Here is a 15,628-nt window from a genome sequence, read left to right as displayed (position 1 = left end):
AGCCAAGCCCTGCGATCAAGCGCGACTCTGGTGCGCAAACCTTGCCCGCTCGGTAGCGGGCAGCACGCTCTTGAGCATGCGCCTATCGCAGGCTCCGAACGCCTGAAAATTGTGCCGACCTTCGCGCAGCGTCATGTGATTGGGGCCGGAGTACACGTCAAGCTGATCCGGGTTGCGACCATCGTCTTCCCAGAAGCAGAGCTTGCAGATGCTGTATTCGCCTCGATCCTTCAGAGAGAAATAGTCGCAGCACGGGCATTGGAACAAAGTCATGGGCATATTCATCAGATTTTTGACGAAAATCGCCATCAAGCGCATATGTATCATGCGCAGATAGCTACTCTTTATATAGCATCACAAGATCAGCGCACAAAAAAGCCGGTGGCCTTTTCAGGCGCACCGGCTGATGAAAGCTTGCAGGCGAGGCGGGCCTCGCTCTGCAAAACGCCATGCTTAGACTGCAGCGATGGCGGCGTTGAAGGTGGCGCTGGGGCGCATCACGGCGTCCAGCTTGGCCACGTCGGGCATGAAGTAGCCGCCGATATCGGCTGGCTTGCCTTGCACTTCCTTCATCTCGGCCACGATCTTGGCTTCGTTGTCGGCCAGTGTCTTGGCCAGAGTGGCGAACTTGGCAGCCAGCTCCTTGTCTTCGGTCTGAGCGGCCAGAGCCTGGGCCCAGTACAGAGCGATGTAGAACTGCGAACCACGGTTGTCCAGCTCGCCGGTGCGGCGCGAAGGCGACTTGTCTTCGTCCAGCAGCTTGCCGGTGGCTTCGTCCAAGGTCTTGGCCAGCAGCTTGGCACGGCCATTGTTTTCCTTGATGCCCAGATCTTCCAGCGACACGGCCAGGGCCAGGAACTCGCCCAGCGAATCCCAGCGCAGGTGGTTTTCTTCCACCAGTTGCTGCACGTGCTTGGGAGCGGAGCCGCCGGCACCGGTTTCGTACATGCCGCCACCAGCCATCAAAGGCACGATGGACAGCATCTTGGCCGAGGTACCCAGTTCCAGAATCGGGAACAGGTCAGTCAGGTAGTCACGCAGAATGTTGCCGGTCACCGAAATGGTGTCCAAACCACGGGCCACGCGCTCCAGCGTGTAGCGCATGGCACGTACTTGCGACAAGATGTGGATTTCCAGGCCGTTGGTGTCGTAGTCCTTCAAGTAGGTTTCCACCTTCTTGATCAGCTCGGCTTCGTGGGGACGATAGGGGTCCAGCCAGAACACGGCAGGCATGCCGGAGTTGCGGGCACGGGTCACGGCCAGCTTCACCCAGTCGCGGATAGGAGCATCCTTGACCTGGCACATGCGCCAGATGTCGCCGGCTTCCACGTTCTGGCTCAGCAGCACTTCGCCGGTGGCGATGTCCACAATGTTGGCCACGCCTTCTTCGGCGATCTCGAACGTCTTGTCGTGCGAACCGTACTCTTCGGCCTTTTGCGCCATCAGACCCACGTTGGGCACGGTGCCCATGGTCTTGGGGTCGAAGTTGCCGTGCCACTTGCAGAAGTTGATCACTTCCTGGTAGATACGGGCAAAGGTGGACTCAGGCATCACGGCCTTGCAGTCGTAAGGCTTGCCGTCGGCGGCCCACATCTTGCCGCCCACGCGGATCATGGCGGGCATGGAAGCGTCAACGATCACATCGTTGGGCGAATGGAAGTTGGTGATGCCCTTGGCAGAATCAACCATGGCCAGACGCGGACGGTGCTCTTGGCACTTGTGCAGGTCACGGATGATTTCTTCACGCTGCGAAGCAGGCAGGGTTTCAATCTTTTCGTACAGATTGGCCATGCCGTTGTTCACGTTCACGCCCAGCTGATCGAACAGCTTGCCGTGCTTTTCGAAGGCTTCCTTGTAGAAAATCTTCACGCAGTGACCAAACACGATGGGGTGAGACACCTTCATCATCGTGGCCTTCACGTGCAGCGAGAACAGAATGCCGGACTCGCGGCAGTCTTCGATTTCCTTTTCATAGAAGGCGCACAAGGCCTTCTTGCTCATGAACATGGAGTCGATCACTTCTGCAGCCTGCAGCTTGACCTTGTCCTTCAGCACGATGCTGTTGCCGGACTTGGTCTCCAGCACCATCTTGACTTCGCGGGCCTTGTCCAGCGTCATGGACTTTTCGCCGTGGTAGAAGTCGCCCTCTTCCATGTGCGACACATGGGTTTGGGACCACTGCTTCCACTCGCCCATGGAATGAGGGTGCTTCTTGGCGTAGTTCTTGACCGCAGCAGGAGCGCGGCGGTCGGAGTTGCCTTCGCGCAGCACGGGGTTCACGGCCGAGCCAATGCACTTGTTGTAGCGCGCCTTGATGTCTTTTTCGGCATCGGTCGTGGCGGTTTCAGGATAGTCAGGGATGGCATAGCCCTTGCCCTGCAGTTCCTTGATCGCGTCTTGCAGCTGGCCCACAGATGCGGAGATATTGGGCAGCTTGATGATGTTGGCTTCAGGCGTCAGCGTCAGCTTGCCCAGTTCAGCCAGATTGTTCGGAGCGCGTTGCGCTTCGGTCAGGAAGTCGGGGAACTCGCCCAGGATACGGCCAGACAACGAGATGTCGCTGGTCTCCACATTGATGCCGGCGGGCGCCGCAAAAGCGCGAATCACAGGCAGAAATGCACTGGTAGCCAGGCGGGGAGCCTCGTCAGTCAAGGTATAGATGATGGTGGGTTGCTGCGTACTCATCTCGTGTCTCAGGTTGTGAAAAAGGGGGAGCCTGCCATGTGCCAGTACCTCATGCCTGCGCCTGGGTCCTGACACCGAAGGAATGCCACTCTTGTTATGCAATGCATTCCCACAATACAAAATTCTACGCGCAACCGGGCTTGTTTTTTTAAGTCTTGTACAAGACTCAAGGTTTTTCATGCACTTCCCCACAATGATTTCATTGGAGAAAGTGCCAAAGCCCCCTATTTCCTGCCATGTAAAAAAATGCGGCAGTGCATCATGCCGTTTGAAGGCTTGGTACGGCTTGACGAAAGTCAAGAATTGCGTTGAGTTGCGTTGCGCGGCCAGTTGCGTTGCGCGGCCAGTTGCGTTGCGCGGCCTTTGGCACAAATTTGCGCGAGCTTTGGCACAAAGTAGCGCAGCCTTTGGCACCAAGGCTGACAAATCAGCAACTAAGCACATTGCGCGATGGTTTGCTGTGTCGCTGATCGACCCTTTGCAGTCCTTCGGTTTGTGACCAGCAATGCCTGTTTGGTAAGTGGGTTCAGTCAGTCGAAATGCTTCACTGGATTTATGGCCTTGTTACGCAAGACATAAATATCGCCAGAAAATGGTCGATCAAGGGAAGGTGAAATGCACTACTCCATTGATGCGGCGCTGGTTCATTCCGCTAACTGTCTGGGCATCAGCGTTTGAGGTCGCAACGCCAGGCCAATGCTTCAAAAACAAAGTATCGCTCTATCTCCTTGGCCGTGTACCTATCAATTTGAGGCTCTCCGAGCGCGTTGGTGACAACGGCAAGTTCCCACAGCGGATCTGACGCCGCGCAAGCTCGCTCATTGCGCGTAAGGAAAAAACCTGGGGTATCGCTGTCTGTGCCTTTAACTTCGACATGGATTTTGCTAAAACCTGCCGCGTCTTTGACATCGATGTCATATCCGCGGTTTTCCCTGCTGACGTCCTGTGGTGCGAAGCCCTGTGAGACAAACAGATCAATAATTGTTGCCATGGAGGCGGCCTCAACCTGATCGCGATGTGCCTGATCAGGAAAGCGGAACGTCACTAATGGAGCGCTATCTTTCTGCTCTGATGCATCGCTGCGCTCGGCTAGAACCTCGGGACAATCCAAGCGTCGTTCATTAATGAAAAGCTCAACCTCTGCATCAGTTGGTTCCCACCCGGCTTCGCCTCGGACCATGATGGCGCGTTGCCGGATTTCGTCCCACCGCGCGACATGCCAAGGCGAGTCCTTGATTCGATCGAGTGGCTTGGCGGTCACATTGCGCATCAACTCGTCGATAGACCGAACGTTGGATTGCAAAACGGCAATGAAAGGCTTACCGTCACGAACTTTTTCCATCTGGCGTCGTCGATCCTGCGTACGCTTGAGTTGGCCCGTGTCCATCTCCGCGCCTCCTTCCAACGTGGTGCGATTAGCCAAGTCCTCAACATAGAACATACGACCCGAAATAGGGTGTACTGCCACGAACTCAGCCCAGATGGTGAAAATAGGAACACCACTGGGTACTTCCCATACGTAGTCGAAGACTTTCTCCTTGAGATCACGAACACCTAGCCGCTCTAGAACTTCGTAGATGTTCTGCTTCCCATGGGTCAGCAGTCCCCCTTCAATGATGGCCAATACTTTGGCAGGCACTTCATCGCGCATGTCGAAGAGAAAGAGTAGAAAACCTTCTCAGCATATCGGTAAATCGGGCTGGATTTGCAGGTACTTCAAGGCGGCGCGGAAAGCCGTTAACACACTGGCAATGCAAGCGATTTTGAGAGATGTTGAACGCCAGAATTCAAGAGGTCCAATCATCACCACCAACGACCGCTAATGGCCGACATCAGTCGGCCATTCCATTTTAAAAAAGACCCGCAGGCTCCTCACTCCTGTTCCAGCTGTAAATCACCAGCTCACCACGCTCCACACGATTCGCGCCGCCGCCAACCGTGTAGTCCAGTTTTAAAGCCTCCATCTCGAAGTCTTTAAAGCATTTCCGGATTGCAGGATGGTCATTGATGCTGATGACAGCCTTGCCTTTGATCGACTTGAGCTTCTGGGCCATCAGTTCGTACTGATCCCACTCAAACGGCACGCCATAACCTTCCGTCTCCCAGTAAGGCGGGTCCAGATAGAACAACGTGTGCTGGCGGTCATAGCGGTCAATGCATTTAGCCCAGTCCAGTTGTTCGATATAGGTGCCGCCCGCCATACGCAGGTGGGCTGCCGACAGATTTTCTTCGATACGCAGCAAGTTGATGGCCGGGGCCGTTGTTGCCGTGCCGAAGGTCTGGCCAGTCACCTTCCCGCCAAAGCTTTGCTGCTGTAAGTAGAAAAATCTGGCAGCCCGCTGGATATCCGTCAGGGTCTCGGGGCGGGTCTCCTGCAGCCATTTAAAGACCTGCCTGCTGGTCAAGGCCCATTTAAATTGCCGCACAAACTCTTCCAGGTGGTGAGTAACCACTCTATAGAGGTTCACAAGGTCACCGTTGACGTCATTGAGGACTTCAACGTCTGCCGGGTGGCGGGCAAAGTACACCGCCGCACCACCGGCAAAGACCTCCACGTAGCAGCTATGTGCAGGAAAGCGCTTCAGGAGCAGGTCGACCAGACGGCGTTTGCCTCCGATCCAGGGGACGATTGGGTTTGTCATTGATTTCAGCTTTAGGCCCTCGCTGGGGCTCTAATTCGGCGCTCTTGGCGCTCAGCTGATTGAAGGCCCCACATCGGGGGCACTTGATGTTCAGGCGTTGGAATACGCCCTCACCTAACTTCTTGCGGCAGTTGCCGCAGCGGATTTCGTCCATTTGCAAGCCTTTAAACCTTTAAAACTCTGGTAGGCTCAGCGCCGCTCTGTACAGGGTGAGCGGGCCTTGCCGGCTTGCAGGCTGGTTCTGCAGGTTGGGGCTTGGTCAGGTGTTCGTAGCACTTGACCAGGTCGCCCGTTCTTTTTTGATGGCTACACCTCCCCTTCTATATAGGTAAGGTTTGGGGCCTCGCCCTCGATCGCTCCATCGCGCACAAAGACACGTTGGCCAGCTTGAGCCACGCCTCTTGCCTGCAGGCGACCACCGCCAGGCAGATCGACGGTGGCCACACCATTGAGTACAAATGCGACAGTGCCAACCTCCAAGGGCTTAGGTGACTGCAGGTCTATGAACTGTCTATATAGATTAGGCATGGGTCTCGACCTCCAGAGTCTGGCGCAGTTTGGGAGCGGCCCAGTTGAGCGACGTCGACCGCACGATCCCGGCTACGGTCTCTGGCCCAACGTACCGAACAAACTGGCCTGGCAGGATCACGCCGGTTTCGGGAAGTACTTGCATCGACAGCGAGACCAGTGCTTGGCGACCCGTATCCGCCAGCTCAGCCAAGCCACGCTGCCGCTGAGCAATGGAATTGGTGATCAATGCATGCGTGACCTGGGGTGCAATCAGGTCGCCGGCAGTGCCCGCCCGCGTGATGGGACCGACGACGCCGGCACTCATGCCGCCGACAAACACCCGGTTGTAGTCCGGCTTATCCACGAACTCGGTACCCTCGATCTCTGCCGCTGCCGCCGGAATCTCAAAGTCGGGGACCACGTCACCCCAGTGCCAAGGTGCTACGGGGTACTTGGGCAGGATGCGCAGCACCTGATCGGTGTTGTGAGGCTGCACGTAACCGCCAGCGGCTGCCGCGATATCGTTGATGGCGTCGATATAGCTGCCCTGTAGCGCCCAGGCTCTTGCAGGGACCTGCCAGTCCTCGAGCTGCCAGTCGATTCCCCAGCCAATGGAGATGCCATTGATCTTGAGCGCCTCGATCGCCAATTGCTGGGCCGTCAGTGACTGTGTGGGGTTGCCAAATGACATGGACTTGGCCCAGGGCTCTGTCAGCATGGCGGCCAGGCCACGCCCCGAGACAGACCAGCGCTCCTGCGGCAGGAATCTGCGATCCCGGCTGGTTCGCTCCAGGCGCAGCTTGAACGGCACGCCATTGATGTTGGCCAGGAACTGAGCAGGGTCGCCATCGATATCACGGCCTAAGTGCACAGCAGCATCCTTGTGCAGTGATGCAGTCCAGTTCCAAGTCCAGCTCTGGAAGTCCAGCGACATATTGAAGGCCAAAGCGGGAAGCTCGACGCCGGTATCCAACCGCGTCAGCACAATCTGATTGAGCACGATGTAAACCTTTCTGACGGGAACAATGACTTTGCCTGGCTGCGGTGAGCCGTTCTTGCAGCACGCAAAGACCAGTGCCGTCGACGCAGCCCAAGGCTTGCAAAACCACAATTGGATAGGGCCGCCCACCAGTTGCTCATAGCAGCCCGGCTTTCCCAGCTCGGGCGGTTGGGCCTGAGACTTTCCCGCCGGCGGCTTGATGGACTGCTGGTAGCGGGCCAGATACCCTGCGTACAGCGGCTGCGCCGGGCCAGCGCCGCTGGTGACCTGGTGCTGCAGGCCAACGGCATCCTGGGCTACGGCCTGCAGCAGCAATCGGCGGCCGCGCAGCGTCTCCTGAAACCGCACCACCAAACCAGATCGCGTGGCCACCGCATCCTCGGCCACGACCTGCAGGCTGACGCGCACGCCCTGGGCCTCTTGCCAGCGCGCCTGCGCTGTTGCACCAGGTAGAGCCCGTGCTTGCAGAAACCTCCCCTCCAAGCCCGTGCGCTGACGCTGGCCTTCCTGCCAGGCCGTCTCAAACTGGGTATGCAGGGGCATCGCGTCAGTTGCAGACAAAGACCAGCCCGCTGGCAGCGCATCCGTTTCCTGCCAGCCTGTAGTCCAGCCCGCTTCAAAATGCCGGGCCTGCTGAGCGACAGCCTGCACCTGGGCCACCACAGGGCGCGGCGTGTCGGTGTTGTAGCGCACAACGCCCTGGCAGCGCAGGCCTGGCATGCGCCCGGCTGCGACCAGGTCTTTGCGCACATGGACCAGAGCCCGTGCCCGCAGACCCGGCAGGCGTGCGGCGAGCCCCAGCTGCGCATCGGGCACGATCGTGCCGCCACCGTCATCGCCAAACACCAGCTCGACCGGGTTGCCAGTCTTGAAAGCGCTGTTAAAGATCAGGTCGACGCCGGCCATCAGTCGATCCGCGTCTCGCCCAGGATGGCCTTGCCGCCCGCATACAGCTGAGTGCCCGTGCTGCCCAGCAACTTGAAGTGGCCCGCTCCCGCCTCATCCGTGACCTGGCCCCGCCCGATCAGCTGGCCGTCGCTGGTGGCCCAGACGCCGATGGCGGCCTGACCGCTGGCCAAGATCATGTCGCCGCTGGCGATGGCCTGGGTCAACAAGAGCGAGCCGTCCACAATCTGGCCGCAGGGTTGGGTCAGCGTCAAAGTGACCAGCAACTGCTCGGCGGCATCCAACAGGCTGATGGTGGCTGGCCCGGTAATGGCGGCAGAAGATGCCTCGGCGCTGGAGCCACTGATTTGAATCGTCTGATTAATTGTTTCAGTCAGCCCCAGACTCTGCTGGCTGGCCTTCTGTGCGCTGAGACCTGCATCTAGTCCCGCCTGGGCAATGCGCGAAAACAAGACGCCGGTGCCTTCGAGAGCACTGTGAGTGCGCAGCGCAACCTCAGTCACCCCCTCCCAGGAGCGCTTGAAGTTCTCGCCTTCGCCTGTCACCAGTTTCATCCGGCCCTGCAGGTTATTCGCCTGATCTGCCGTTTCAGCAAGGTCAAACGCAAGGTTCTTCATGCCTTGCAATGACTGCAGCCCTATATAAAACTTCTGCAGCCTGTCGAGCTGCTTGCTGATGGACTCCACGCCATCACCGATCTGACGGTGACTGCGGACCATGCTGGCAGCAGCATTCTGCGCACCCGCTGCAGCACTCTGATGAGCAGGCACCAACGTGAGAACCGAGTCGCGGACTTGCTCCACCTCCTGGCGCAAGCGCTGCTGGGCTTGCTGAGCATTGCGGCCAGCAACGCCAAAGCGTTGCAGCTCGGCCTGAGCCTCAGACAGAGCCTGCTTTTGTTGATCAAAGGTGGAGCGGGCACTATCAGCTGCTGCATTGAGCTGACGCAGCGCTGCCACTTCTTTTTCAGTTGGCGGCCCCATGGCCGTGATCTGGCGAGCATAGTTTTTGGCCTCGGTCTCAGCCAGACGCAAGCTCGCCGCAGAGGACTTGGCCTGCGCGTCCAGCTTGGTAAAGGTAGTGATCGCTGCGTCCTGCTGTGCCAGCTCTCGCAACCTGGCCGCCGCCGTGCGAGCCTCCGTGGACACCTCCCCTTCCAGGACTTTGGCCACATTCTCCAGGTCGTCAGCCAGGCCCACGATGGATTCACGTCCCGTGACCCCGGTGTCAATCTGCAGGCTGATTTGCTTATCCGGCATAATTTGTTACGATATTTGGATGCCCCGTTTAATCGCCTTCATTGCATGCATCGCCTTCCTAATCGGCGCAGGTGTATCTACGCGTGTAGGGATGGCATTGGCAGTCGTGGCCTATGGTCTGCTCGGTGCCTATGTCCTGTGGAATGGGTTGCAGATGTTTCTCAGCCCCAGGCGGTGACGCTGCTTGAAAGCGGCTCTCAGACATCACTGTCGGTTTTTGAGCCGAAACAAAAAAGGCCAGCGAGTGCTGGCCTTAGTCTTTTAAAGGGTCTGTTGCGGCGTTAAGTCTTGCGCACGCGGTAGTACTTGCTGATGCCATCGCCCACCTTGGTGGAGTCCATCAGGACCGAGCCGGTCACCTTCAGATTGATGAACCCGCTTTCTTGCAGCAGCGCGATGGATGATGCCACGCCCTGGCTTGCGCGCCAAATTTCCACGATGGCCAGCTTGCCGTCATCGGCTTCGTTCAGGCCTTCCAGGATGATCTCCAGCTCCTTGGGCTTGGTGGTCAGCGCCTCGATCACGGCATAGCCCACGTGAGAATAGGCAACCTTGACCTCTTCACCCTCGGTCAGCCCCGAAGCATCCTGAAGAACAAAGATGCCAGCCGGACGGACTTCATAGTTACCTGCCGCTGGCACCACATCGCCAGTCGTTGGATATTTATAGTTCACCCAGATGCCCTTGCCATCCGTGACACCGGGCGCAGCGGGATCGAGCTGGATACCTGCCCCCGTGACCGTATAGTTTCCTGCCATGGTGAGCGCGGTGGCCGTGGCCACGCTATCGCCGATGCGAACCGACACGTCCGTTGCATCAGCATGGGCGAAAGCCACCAGGTCACCCTTTTTCACGTTCAAGTGCTCTTCATCCGTCACGGTCGCCGTGCCTTGCGTTGTGCCCTTGGTCAGCACCACATTACTAGGCTGCAGATGCTTGGTGCGCAACAAGCCACCACGCGTCACCTTCAGGGATTCATTGCTGGTTTGGCCCTGCTCCACCCCGCTGACCGTGCCCTGTGTGGCGCGCGCCAGGTTGACGGGGTTGATGTCGGCCAGCGTCATGGCCAGCTCCACCTCCGTCACGCGGCGGATCTCGGAGTGCGTACCACCGCCCAGCGTGGTCATATTGGGCTGCTTTTTCACATCCTCTTTGTGCGATAGCTCAGCGGCCAGCACGTTGCCAATGGGCAGCGGCGCACTGGTGCTGCCGTACTCACGGGCATAGATCTGGCCGACCAAGGCGGCTGGGGCAAAAATGCGTTTGATGACGTCATCAGACATGGATCAGTCCTTTGTGTTGACAGGTTGAGATGCGGATTGAGCTGTGGATGGAGTGGGCACAGCCGCACCCATGGCCTCAAGCCATTGCGCGGTATCGGGATGCACAGAGATCGCTGCGCCTGGCTGGAGCACAGCGCCCAGGTGCTCGTGCTCCGCCATCAAGATCACGGAGACCATGGCAGGCTGGGCCGGTGCGGCTTTGCGCCGGGAGCTGGGTTTCATGGCTTCCTCCATTCGACCCAACTGCGGGTGCTCATCTCCAACATGGCGCTGTGGCACAGCACCCCAGCAAACATGACCGGGCCAGCACTGGCAACCTGCACGCCACGCTCTTCCTGAATGGAGCCGCCCAACATGCCAGGCAAACCCAGCGTGATGTCCACCCGCACGGAAGAACGGATGCGCTCGACCAGGTCGTCAAAGACCAGCTCACTCTCTACGGCGTCTTTAAAAGCCATGTAGCCACGGATCAACCAGCGGTGTTCATTGAGGATGCGCCCGTTGGCGTTGACCTCAGTGGTCGCTGTGCGGCGCACATACCAACCACGGATATGCGGGTCCAGACCGAAAGCGTCCTCGGCCTGCGCCGGGCTATACAGATAGAGCTTGCGAAACTCTGCTTCACTGCTCGCAAAGCGCTCCCGAGAATGAACAATGCCCACCGTAGGTACGGTGGCCAGGACGGCCAGCAAGGCGCTGCGGGCAGCAGATAAAGTGGCGGCAGTCATGCCTTGCCTCCTATGATGAAATTGGCGATCTGCCCTGCTGCGCCTTCAAACATAGCGATGATCTGGCCACGTGTGGCCAGGGCCGCTCGCTCCATGGGGCGCTGGGGCTCGGTCCCTTCACGGGCAATCTTTCTGGCGACCAGGAAGGCCACGCGTTTGACTTCCTTGGGGTCACGGATGCCCAGCACGGCTTTGACCCAGGGCTCAATGGCCTTGATCGGTGGCATGTGAGGCCTTGTGCCCAGCTCAATGAACAATGCCGTGGGCTGACTACTGCCCACAATGCCGAGCACCCCGGCAGGCGTGCTGGCCACATCGCTGGTGATGCTGCGGGCCGTGATGCCACTGACACGTGGCATGTTTTCCTGCCACTCGCGCTGCACCAGCAGCGTGGCCTGGTGCATTGTGGCTTCCAGCACCTTTTGAGAGTACGCAGGAGCCTCGCGCAGGCCGCGCTCGATCGCGCTCAGATCGCCCAGGCTGATGTCAAGGTTCATAGTCCACCTCTGCTGACCAGCCGGTGGCGCGGATTGCGACGTGGCCAGCTCACGACCGCAGACACAGCAGAGCCAGCGACCGCATCCTGCAGCGCCGGGTCAAGCTGACCAACGCCCGCAAAATAAGCAGCCCGGTAATCCTTGGCTCGGGCGGCATAGTTGCGCGAGCGGCTCTCAGTGCGTGACATATCAGAGCCCAGCGTGGTCTCACGGTCGCCTGCGTAGCGCGTGGCCAGTTGTTGGCACAGCAGGTGGGACGCAAACGAGGCCACGGCCAGACGGTGGCGCTGGGGAATGCTGTCAGCAGTTGCATCCAGCTCATGGGGTAGCTGATAGCTCACCCTGACCAGGGCATTGCCAGGCAGAGCCTGCTCGCTCTCCAGTCCCCAGCCGGTTGCAGTGCGGTATGCGTCCGCAAACACCATTGATGCTGGCCGCCGCCCCACCGGAAACTCCACGGACTGAATGACCGCGCTGTCCGTCCAACCTTCGGGAACCGGACCAAAGACTCCAGTGGCAGGCCAGATAACCTCCTCCAGTTCCAGGCGCGGCGCGTCTTCGCTGTAGCGCATACGTGCCTGGTCGATGGCTCGGTCACGCACCTCTGCAGTGACTACAGAGTCTTGGTCCGAGACCATGTCCTTGACCAGCTCCTGAAAATCTTCAAGTGCCACAGCGGCTCCTAGTGTTTAAAGATGAGGTATCGACCATGGGTTTGCAAAGGCACCGGAACACACAGAGGAGCACTGGAGGCTTTGCAAACCCGCCCCTTGTGGGGACGGGCCGGGAGAGATAAGGCCGCGTTAGGCCACAACAGCCTTGGTCGTGCCCTTTTCGCCGTCGACCAGGACAGTGCCACCGTAGATGTGGCGAATCTTGTAGGTCAGCTTGTCGTTGCTGAACATGGAGCCGCCGTTGGGCTGGTCCTGCACAAACAGCTCCGGGTCTTCACGACCGTCGAGGAAGCCGATCTCCAGCACCGGCAGCACCATGGGGTCAGCGACCGTGCACCAGTCGTTGCCGTCCATCCAATAGCTGACAGGGATCACCTCGGGGTTGATCGTCTGGACAAAGGTCTTGTCCAGGTTCTGGCCGCGCACGAACAGGTCATAGGCCGTCTCTTGCAGCTCAAACGGCACCAGAATGGCGGCAGGTCCAGTGGCCAGGCGCTTTACGCTGCCCGCACGGGTCTGCTTGAGCATGGCCAGACGGTGCGCAGCGAACTCTTCAGCAGTCAGCGCCCCGGTGAACAGGTTGCTGTGGTCGGCGTGGTACAGCGCCTTGGCGTCATAGATCGCGCTATTGACGCGGAAAAAGTCAAACACGAACTCATAGAGCGTGTTCTTGGCTGCCAGCGCCAGCTCGGTGGGAATACGGCGCAAGGCCTGCACATCGTCGTTCTTGATGGCTTCCAGCGTCACGTCTTCAGTACCACCGCGCTTGGTCACCGCAAAGGTGACCTTGTCATCCCCAGGCGAGGTCAGCGGCTGATAAGCAGCACCCTGCGCCACTGCAGGCAGATTGCCGTAGCCACCGATGCGGATACGCTCCTGAGTGCGGAAGTCCGTCACAGGACCACTGGTGGCCACGCGTCGCCAAGCATCCAGATTGGTCAGGCCGGTGTAGACCGACTGCATGCGGCGCGTAATGCTGTCGCCCAGCGCATCGCTCCAGGTAGCGCTGTTGACCGACTCACGCATGACGCCCAGGCTTTCTGCCATGCGACCCATATCGCAATCGCGTACCTGACCTGTGACACGGCGGTCACCAGTAATCTCGATGTAGCACTCACGCAGCGATTGCACATTGCGGTGTTCCTTGTGAGCCGGGTCAAAGAACGCATTGAGCATTTCACGAATGGAGACGCTGCGGTCCTCAGCCATGCATCACCTCGTTAAAGACGGCTGCCTGCCATTGGTGATTGGCCTTGCGCTGCCCCTGACCGAGGCCGATTACCAACGCCCCCCTTTGGGCTGGATCAAACGCCGCGCCAGGCGGCTGATGCGCGCTTACAGCATTCACCGCCGCTATGCCATCGCCTGCGCCGCAGACGACTACTCCGACTTCACCCATATGCACCGCGAGCGCCTGTCTCAACTGCTCAAAGGAGAACACCAACATGCCTAAGACCACTCCACCCCAACAGCGCCCCCTGCCCGCCTGGACCATCGAGCACGCCAGCACAGCGCCCATGTCCCGCCGCGAAAAGCTGGCCCTAACGCTCTTCATCTTTGTGCTGCTCATGGCCTTGGGCTTCCTGATTGCAGCCATCACCGGCTACGCAGAAATGCGCTCCGTGCTTCCTTGAACTAGCCAATCACCACCGACAGAAAGAACGATATGAATCAGCAGATCTCTCTTCCCGAGATTCCCGCAGGCTATTGGGAGAACGCCAAGGGCGACCTTGTCCCCGAAACCAAGGTCTCCGACATCGACAAGCTGCGCGACCAGTTGGTGCGCGACCTTTGCGCCCAGGCCGAGGCTAGGAACAAGGATCTGGCCAAGTTCAAGCTGGACTCCATGGGCGATGTCACTGCCTTTGTGGAGACCAGCGTGGAGCAATACGGAGTCAAGGTTCGCGGCACCAAGGGCAACTTCACGCTCATGACGTTTGACGGCAAGTTGAAGGTCGTGCGCCAGATGCAAGACCAGATCACCTTTGGCGAGCAGCTCCAGGCGGCCAAGTCCTTGATCGACCAATGCGTGACGCGCTGGGCCGAAGGAGCCAATGACAACATCAAAGTTCTGGTCTCCGATGCCTTCCAGGTCGACAAGCAAGGCCTGATCAACACAGGCCGCGTGCTGGGTCTGCGCCGCCTAGACATCAAGGACGAAGACTGGCAAACGGCCATGAAAGCAATCTCGGACAGCATCCAGATCGCCAGCACCAAGCCTTACATCCGCTTCTACAAGCGCAATGAAACCACCGGCGCTTATGACGCCATCAACCTGGATCTGGCTGCCGTATGACGAATACACGTTTTGCCTCTACTGCCGATGTCGCTCACTCCGTCTGTACCAGCGAGGGTGCCCAATCACTGCCCTTGGTGCAAACCACCAAGATCGTGGACTTCACCCTGCGCACAGTCATCGGTCTGAACTGCCAGAACGGCAACATACTGGACATCAATCTGGGAAACGGCCATGTCTTGAGCTGCTGCATCAAGAAAGCCATCGGCCCTACGGACGTTTAAAGGAGGCAACATGACCTGCTTTGCCGCTCACACCTCATCTTTTGCTGCAAAAGATCAGCGCCGCCGTGAGCTGGGCCACATTCACCAGGGTCGCACGGCCCTGGGCTGGACGGAGGATGACTACCGCTTCCACCTGGTCGAGATCACGGGCGTGGCCAGCTCTGCGGATCTGGACGCAGCAGGCCGCGCCAAAGTGCTTGCACACATGGCCAAGCTGGGCTTCCAACCCAAGTCCAGCAACTTCAAGCCCTTTGGTCAGCCCGAGAAGATCAAGTGGCTTTGGAGAAAGCTGGATGAAGCAGGTGGCCTGCGCGACGGTAGCCCCACCGCTCTGCTCGCCTTCGTGAGCCGAACGATTGGCACAGAAGTGTCAGACGTAAAGTTCCTGCCGACCGCCCAGGCCAGCACGGTCATTGAAGCGCTGAAGTCCATGCTGGATCGTGCCAAACACCGGGCACAGGTGAAATGAACCAGGCCATCACCGTCCCCATCGACCTGCTGCCGCCACTGCTGCAAGAGTTTGAGCGCCTGGTGGGTTTGCAGGCCACCATGGCGCTGGTTCAGAAATGGGGTGGGCTTCGGGTGTACTTTCCAACGCCAGAGCGTGTCACTGAAGATCATCCATATGCCGCAGTCATTGGCATGGATGCACTGTTTAAGCTGGCAGAGGAATATGGAGGCTTGCCTCATTTCCAGTTGCCAAAAGCGGAAAGAGCGCTCCAAGCCGTGCGCAATGCACGGATTGCGGCTGAGTATGCGACGAACAAGACCGCTCGGGAGATCGCTGCAGAATATGGTCTTACCGAAGGTCAAGTCGTTAGGATCGTTGCCATGCTTGGCGTATCCGCTCCACCGGACAGACGACAAAGAGCACTTTTTTAAAGCCGACTCTCATCTATAAAAAAGCCCAGTCTGCCGAAGACT

At 58.8% G+C, this 15,628-nt stretch carries 19 protein-coding genes; 6 read left to right on the top strand and 13 right to left on the bottom strand.

Annotation, left to right across the window (positions count from 1 at the left end; genetic code table 11):
- Positions 1 to 15: 15 nt before the first annotated feature.
- The 13 genes from ACNAZA_RS20140 to ACNAZA_RS20080 form a co-directional block, all read right to left on the bottom strand.
- Complete coding sequence (locus ACNAZA_RS20140) at positions 16 to 273, bottom strand: CPCC family cysteine-rich protein (RefSeq protein ID WP_415798287.1); 258 nt, start codon at positions 271 to 273, stop codon at positions 16 to 18.
- A gap of 180 nt (positions 274 to 453) precedes the next feature.
- Positions 454 to 2,685 (bottom strand): NADP-dependent isocitrate dehydrogenase, encoded by a 2,232-nt coding sequence (locus ACNAZA_RS20135; protein WP_415798286.1) that lies wholly within the window; start codon positions 2,683 to 2,685, stop codon positions 454 to 456.
- Between the two features lie 667 nt (positions 2,686 to 3,352).
- Entirely contained in the window at positions 3,353 to 4,336 is a 984-nt protein-coding gene (locus ACNAZA_RS20130) for a protein NO VEIN domain-containing protein (protein ID WP_415798285.1), read from the bottom strand.
- A gap of 199 nt (positions 4,337 to 4,535) precedes the next feature.
- Complete coding sequence (locus tag ACNAZA_RS20125; RefSeq protein ID WP_415798284.1) at positions 4,536 to 5,327, bottom strand: DNA adenine methylase; 792 nt, start codon at positions 5,325 to 5,327, stop codon at positions 4,536 to 4,538.
- Positions 5,248 to 5,481, bottom strand: a complete 234-nt coding sequence (locus tag ACNAZA_RS20120) for a Com family DNA-binding transcriptional regulator (RefSeq protein ID WP_415798283.1) — start codon at positions 5,479 to 5,481, stop codon at positions 5,248 to 5,250. The genes ACNAZA_RS20125 and ACNAZA_RS20120 overlap by 80 nt, the downstream gene beginning before the upstream one ends.
- A 366-nt stretch (positions 5,482 to 5,847) precedes the next feature.
- Positions 5,848 to 7,743: a hypothetical protein gene (locus ACNAZA_RS20115; protein ID WP_415798282.1), complete on the bottom strand. Its 1,896-nt coding sequence runs from the start codon at positions 7,741 to 7,743 to the stop codon at positions 5,848 to 5,850.
- Positions 7,743 to 9,002: a tape measure protein gene (locus ACNAZA_RS20110; RefSeq protein WP_415798281.1), complete on the bottom strand. Its 1,260-nt coding sequence runs from the start codon at positions 9,000 to 9,002 to the stop codon at positions 7,743 to 7,745. The genes ACNAZA_RS20115 and ACNAZA_RS20110 overlap by 1 nt, the downstream gene beginning before the upstream one ends.
- Positions 9,003 to 9,283: 281 nt before the next feature.
- Positions 9,284 to 10,285: a hypothetical protein gene (locus ACNAZA_RS20105; RefSeq protein ID WP_415798280.1), complete on the bottom strand. Its 1,002-nt coding sequence runs from the start codon at positions 10,283 to 10,285 to the stop codon at positions 9,284 to 9,286.
- Positions 10,286 to 10,288: 3 nt separating this feature from the next.
- Complete coding sequence (locus ACNAZA_RS20100) at positions 10,289 to 10,507, bottom strand: DUF7210 family protein (protein WP_415798279.1); 219 nt, start codon at positions 10,505 to 10,507, stop codon at positions 10,289 to 10,291.
- Positions 10,504 to 11,013 carry a hypothetical protein gene (locus ACNAZA_RS20095; protein ID WP_415798278.1) on the bottom strand — a complete coding sequence of 170 codons (510 nt, stop codon included), beginning with the start codon at positions 11,011 to 11,013 and terminating at the stop codon, positions 10,504 to 10,506. The genes ACNAZA_RS20100 and ACNAZA_RS20095 overlap by 4 nt, the downstream gene beginning before the upstream one ends.
- A complete protein-coding gene (locus tag ACNAZA_RS20090) occupies positions 11,010 to 11,510 on the bottom strand; it encodes a hypothetical protein (protein WP_415798277.1) in 501 nt (166 codons plus the stop codon). Before ACNAZA_RS20090 ends, ACNAZA_RS20095 begins: the two co-directional genes overlap by 4 nt.
- The gene (locus tag ACNAZA_RS20085; RefSeq protein ID WP_415798276.1) at positions 11,507 to 12,184 is read right to left on the bottom strand and encodes a hypothetical protein; all 678 of its coding nucleotides are present in this window, start codon (positions 12,182 to 12,184) and stop codon (positions 11,507 to 11,509) included. Before ACNAZA_RS20085 ends, ACNAZA_RS20090 begins: the two co-directional genes overlap by 4 nt.
- A gap of 129 nt (positions 12,185 to 12,313) precedes the next feature.
- Complete coding sequence (locus ACNAZA_RS20080) at positions 12,314 to 13,393, bottom strand: phage major capsid protein (RefSeq protein WP_415798275.1); 1,080 nt, start codon at positions 13,391 to 13,393, stop codon at positions 12,314 to 12,316.
- Between ACNAZA_RS20080 and ACNAZA_RS20075 the strand changes: the two genes are divergently transcribed.
- Genes ACNAZA_RS20075 through ACNAZA_RS20050 form a run of 6 tightly spaced genes read left to right on the top strand, consistent with a single transcriptional unit; the run spans position 13,392 to position 15,586 of the window.
- Positions 13,392 to 13,637, top strand: a complete 246-nt coding sequence (locus tag ACNAZA_RS20075; protein ID WP_415798273.1) for a hypothetical protein — start codon at positions 13,392 to 13,394, stop codon at positions 13,635 to 13,637. The genes ACNAZA_RS20080 and ACNAZA_RS20075 overlap by 2 nt on opposite strands.
- Positions 13,630 to 13,818, top strand: coding sequence for a hypothetical protein (locus ACNAZA_RS20070; RefSeq protein ID WP_415798272.1), 189 nt, complete (start codon positions 13,630 to 13,632; stop codon positions 13,816 to 13,818). Before ACNAZA_RS20075 ends, ACNAZA_RS20070 begins: the two co-directional genes overlap by 8 nt.
- A gap of 32 nt (positions 13,819 to 13,850) precedes the next feature.
- Positions 13,851 to 14,480, top strand: coding sequence for a DUF3164 family protein (locus ACNAZA_RS20065; RefSeq protein ID WP_415798271.1), 630 nt, complete (start codon positions 13,851 to 13,853; stop codon positions 14,478 to 14,480).
- Positions 14,477 to 14,704 (top strand): hypothetical protein, encoded by a 228-nt coding sequence (locus tag ACNAZA_RS20060; protein WP_415798270.1) that lies wholly within the window; start codon positions 14,477 to 14,479, stop codon positions 14,702 to 14,704. The genes ACNAZA_RS20065 and ACNAZA_RS20060 overlap by 4 nt, the downstream gene beginning before the upstream one ends.
- Positions 14,705 to 14,714: 10 nt before the next feature.
- Positions 14,715 to 15,173, top strand: a complete 459-nt coding sequence (locus ACNAZA_RS20055; RefSeq protein WP_415798269.1) for a regulatory protein GemA — start codon at positions 14,715 to 14,717, stop codon at positions 15,171 to 15,173.
- The gene (locus tag ACNAZA_RS20050) at positions 15,170 to 15,586 is read left to right on the top strand and encodes a Mor transcription activator family protein (protein WP_415798268.1); all 417 of its coding nucleotides are present in this window, start codon (positions 15,170 to 15,172) and stop codon (positions 15,584 to 15,586) included. Before ACNAZA_RS20055 ends, ACNAZA_RS20050 begins: the two co-directional genes overlap by 4 nt.
- Positions 15,587 to 15,628: the final 42 nt, after the last annotated feature.

The sequence above is a fragment of the Comamonas aquatilis genome (genome assembly GCF_965139575.1).
Taxonomy (GTDB): Bacteria; Pseudomonadota; Gammaproteobacteria; order Burkholderiales; family Burkholderiaceae_C; genus Comamonas; species Comamonas aquatilis.
Note: the sequence above shows the minus strand (reverse complement) of the source record. Positions and strands in the feature narration are given on the sequence as shown.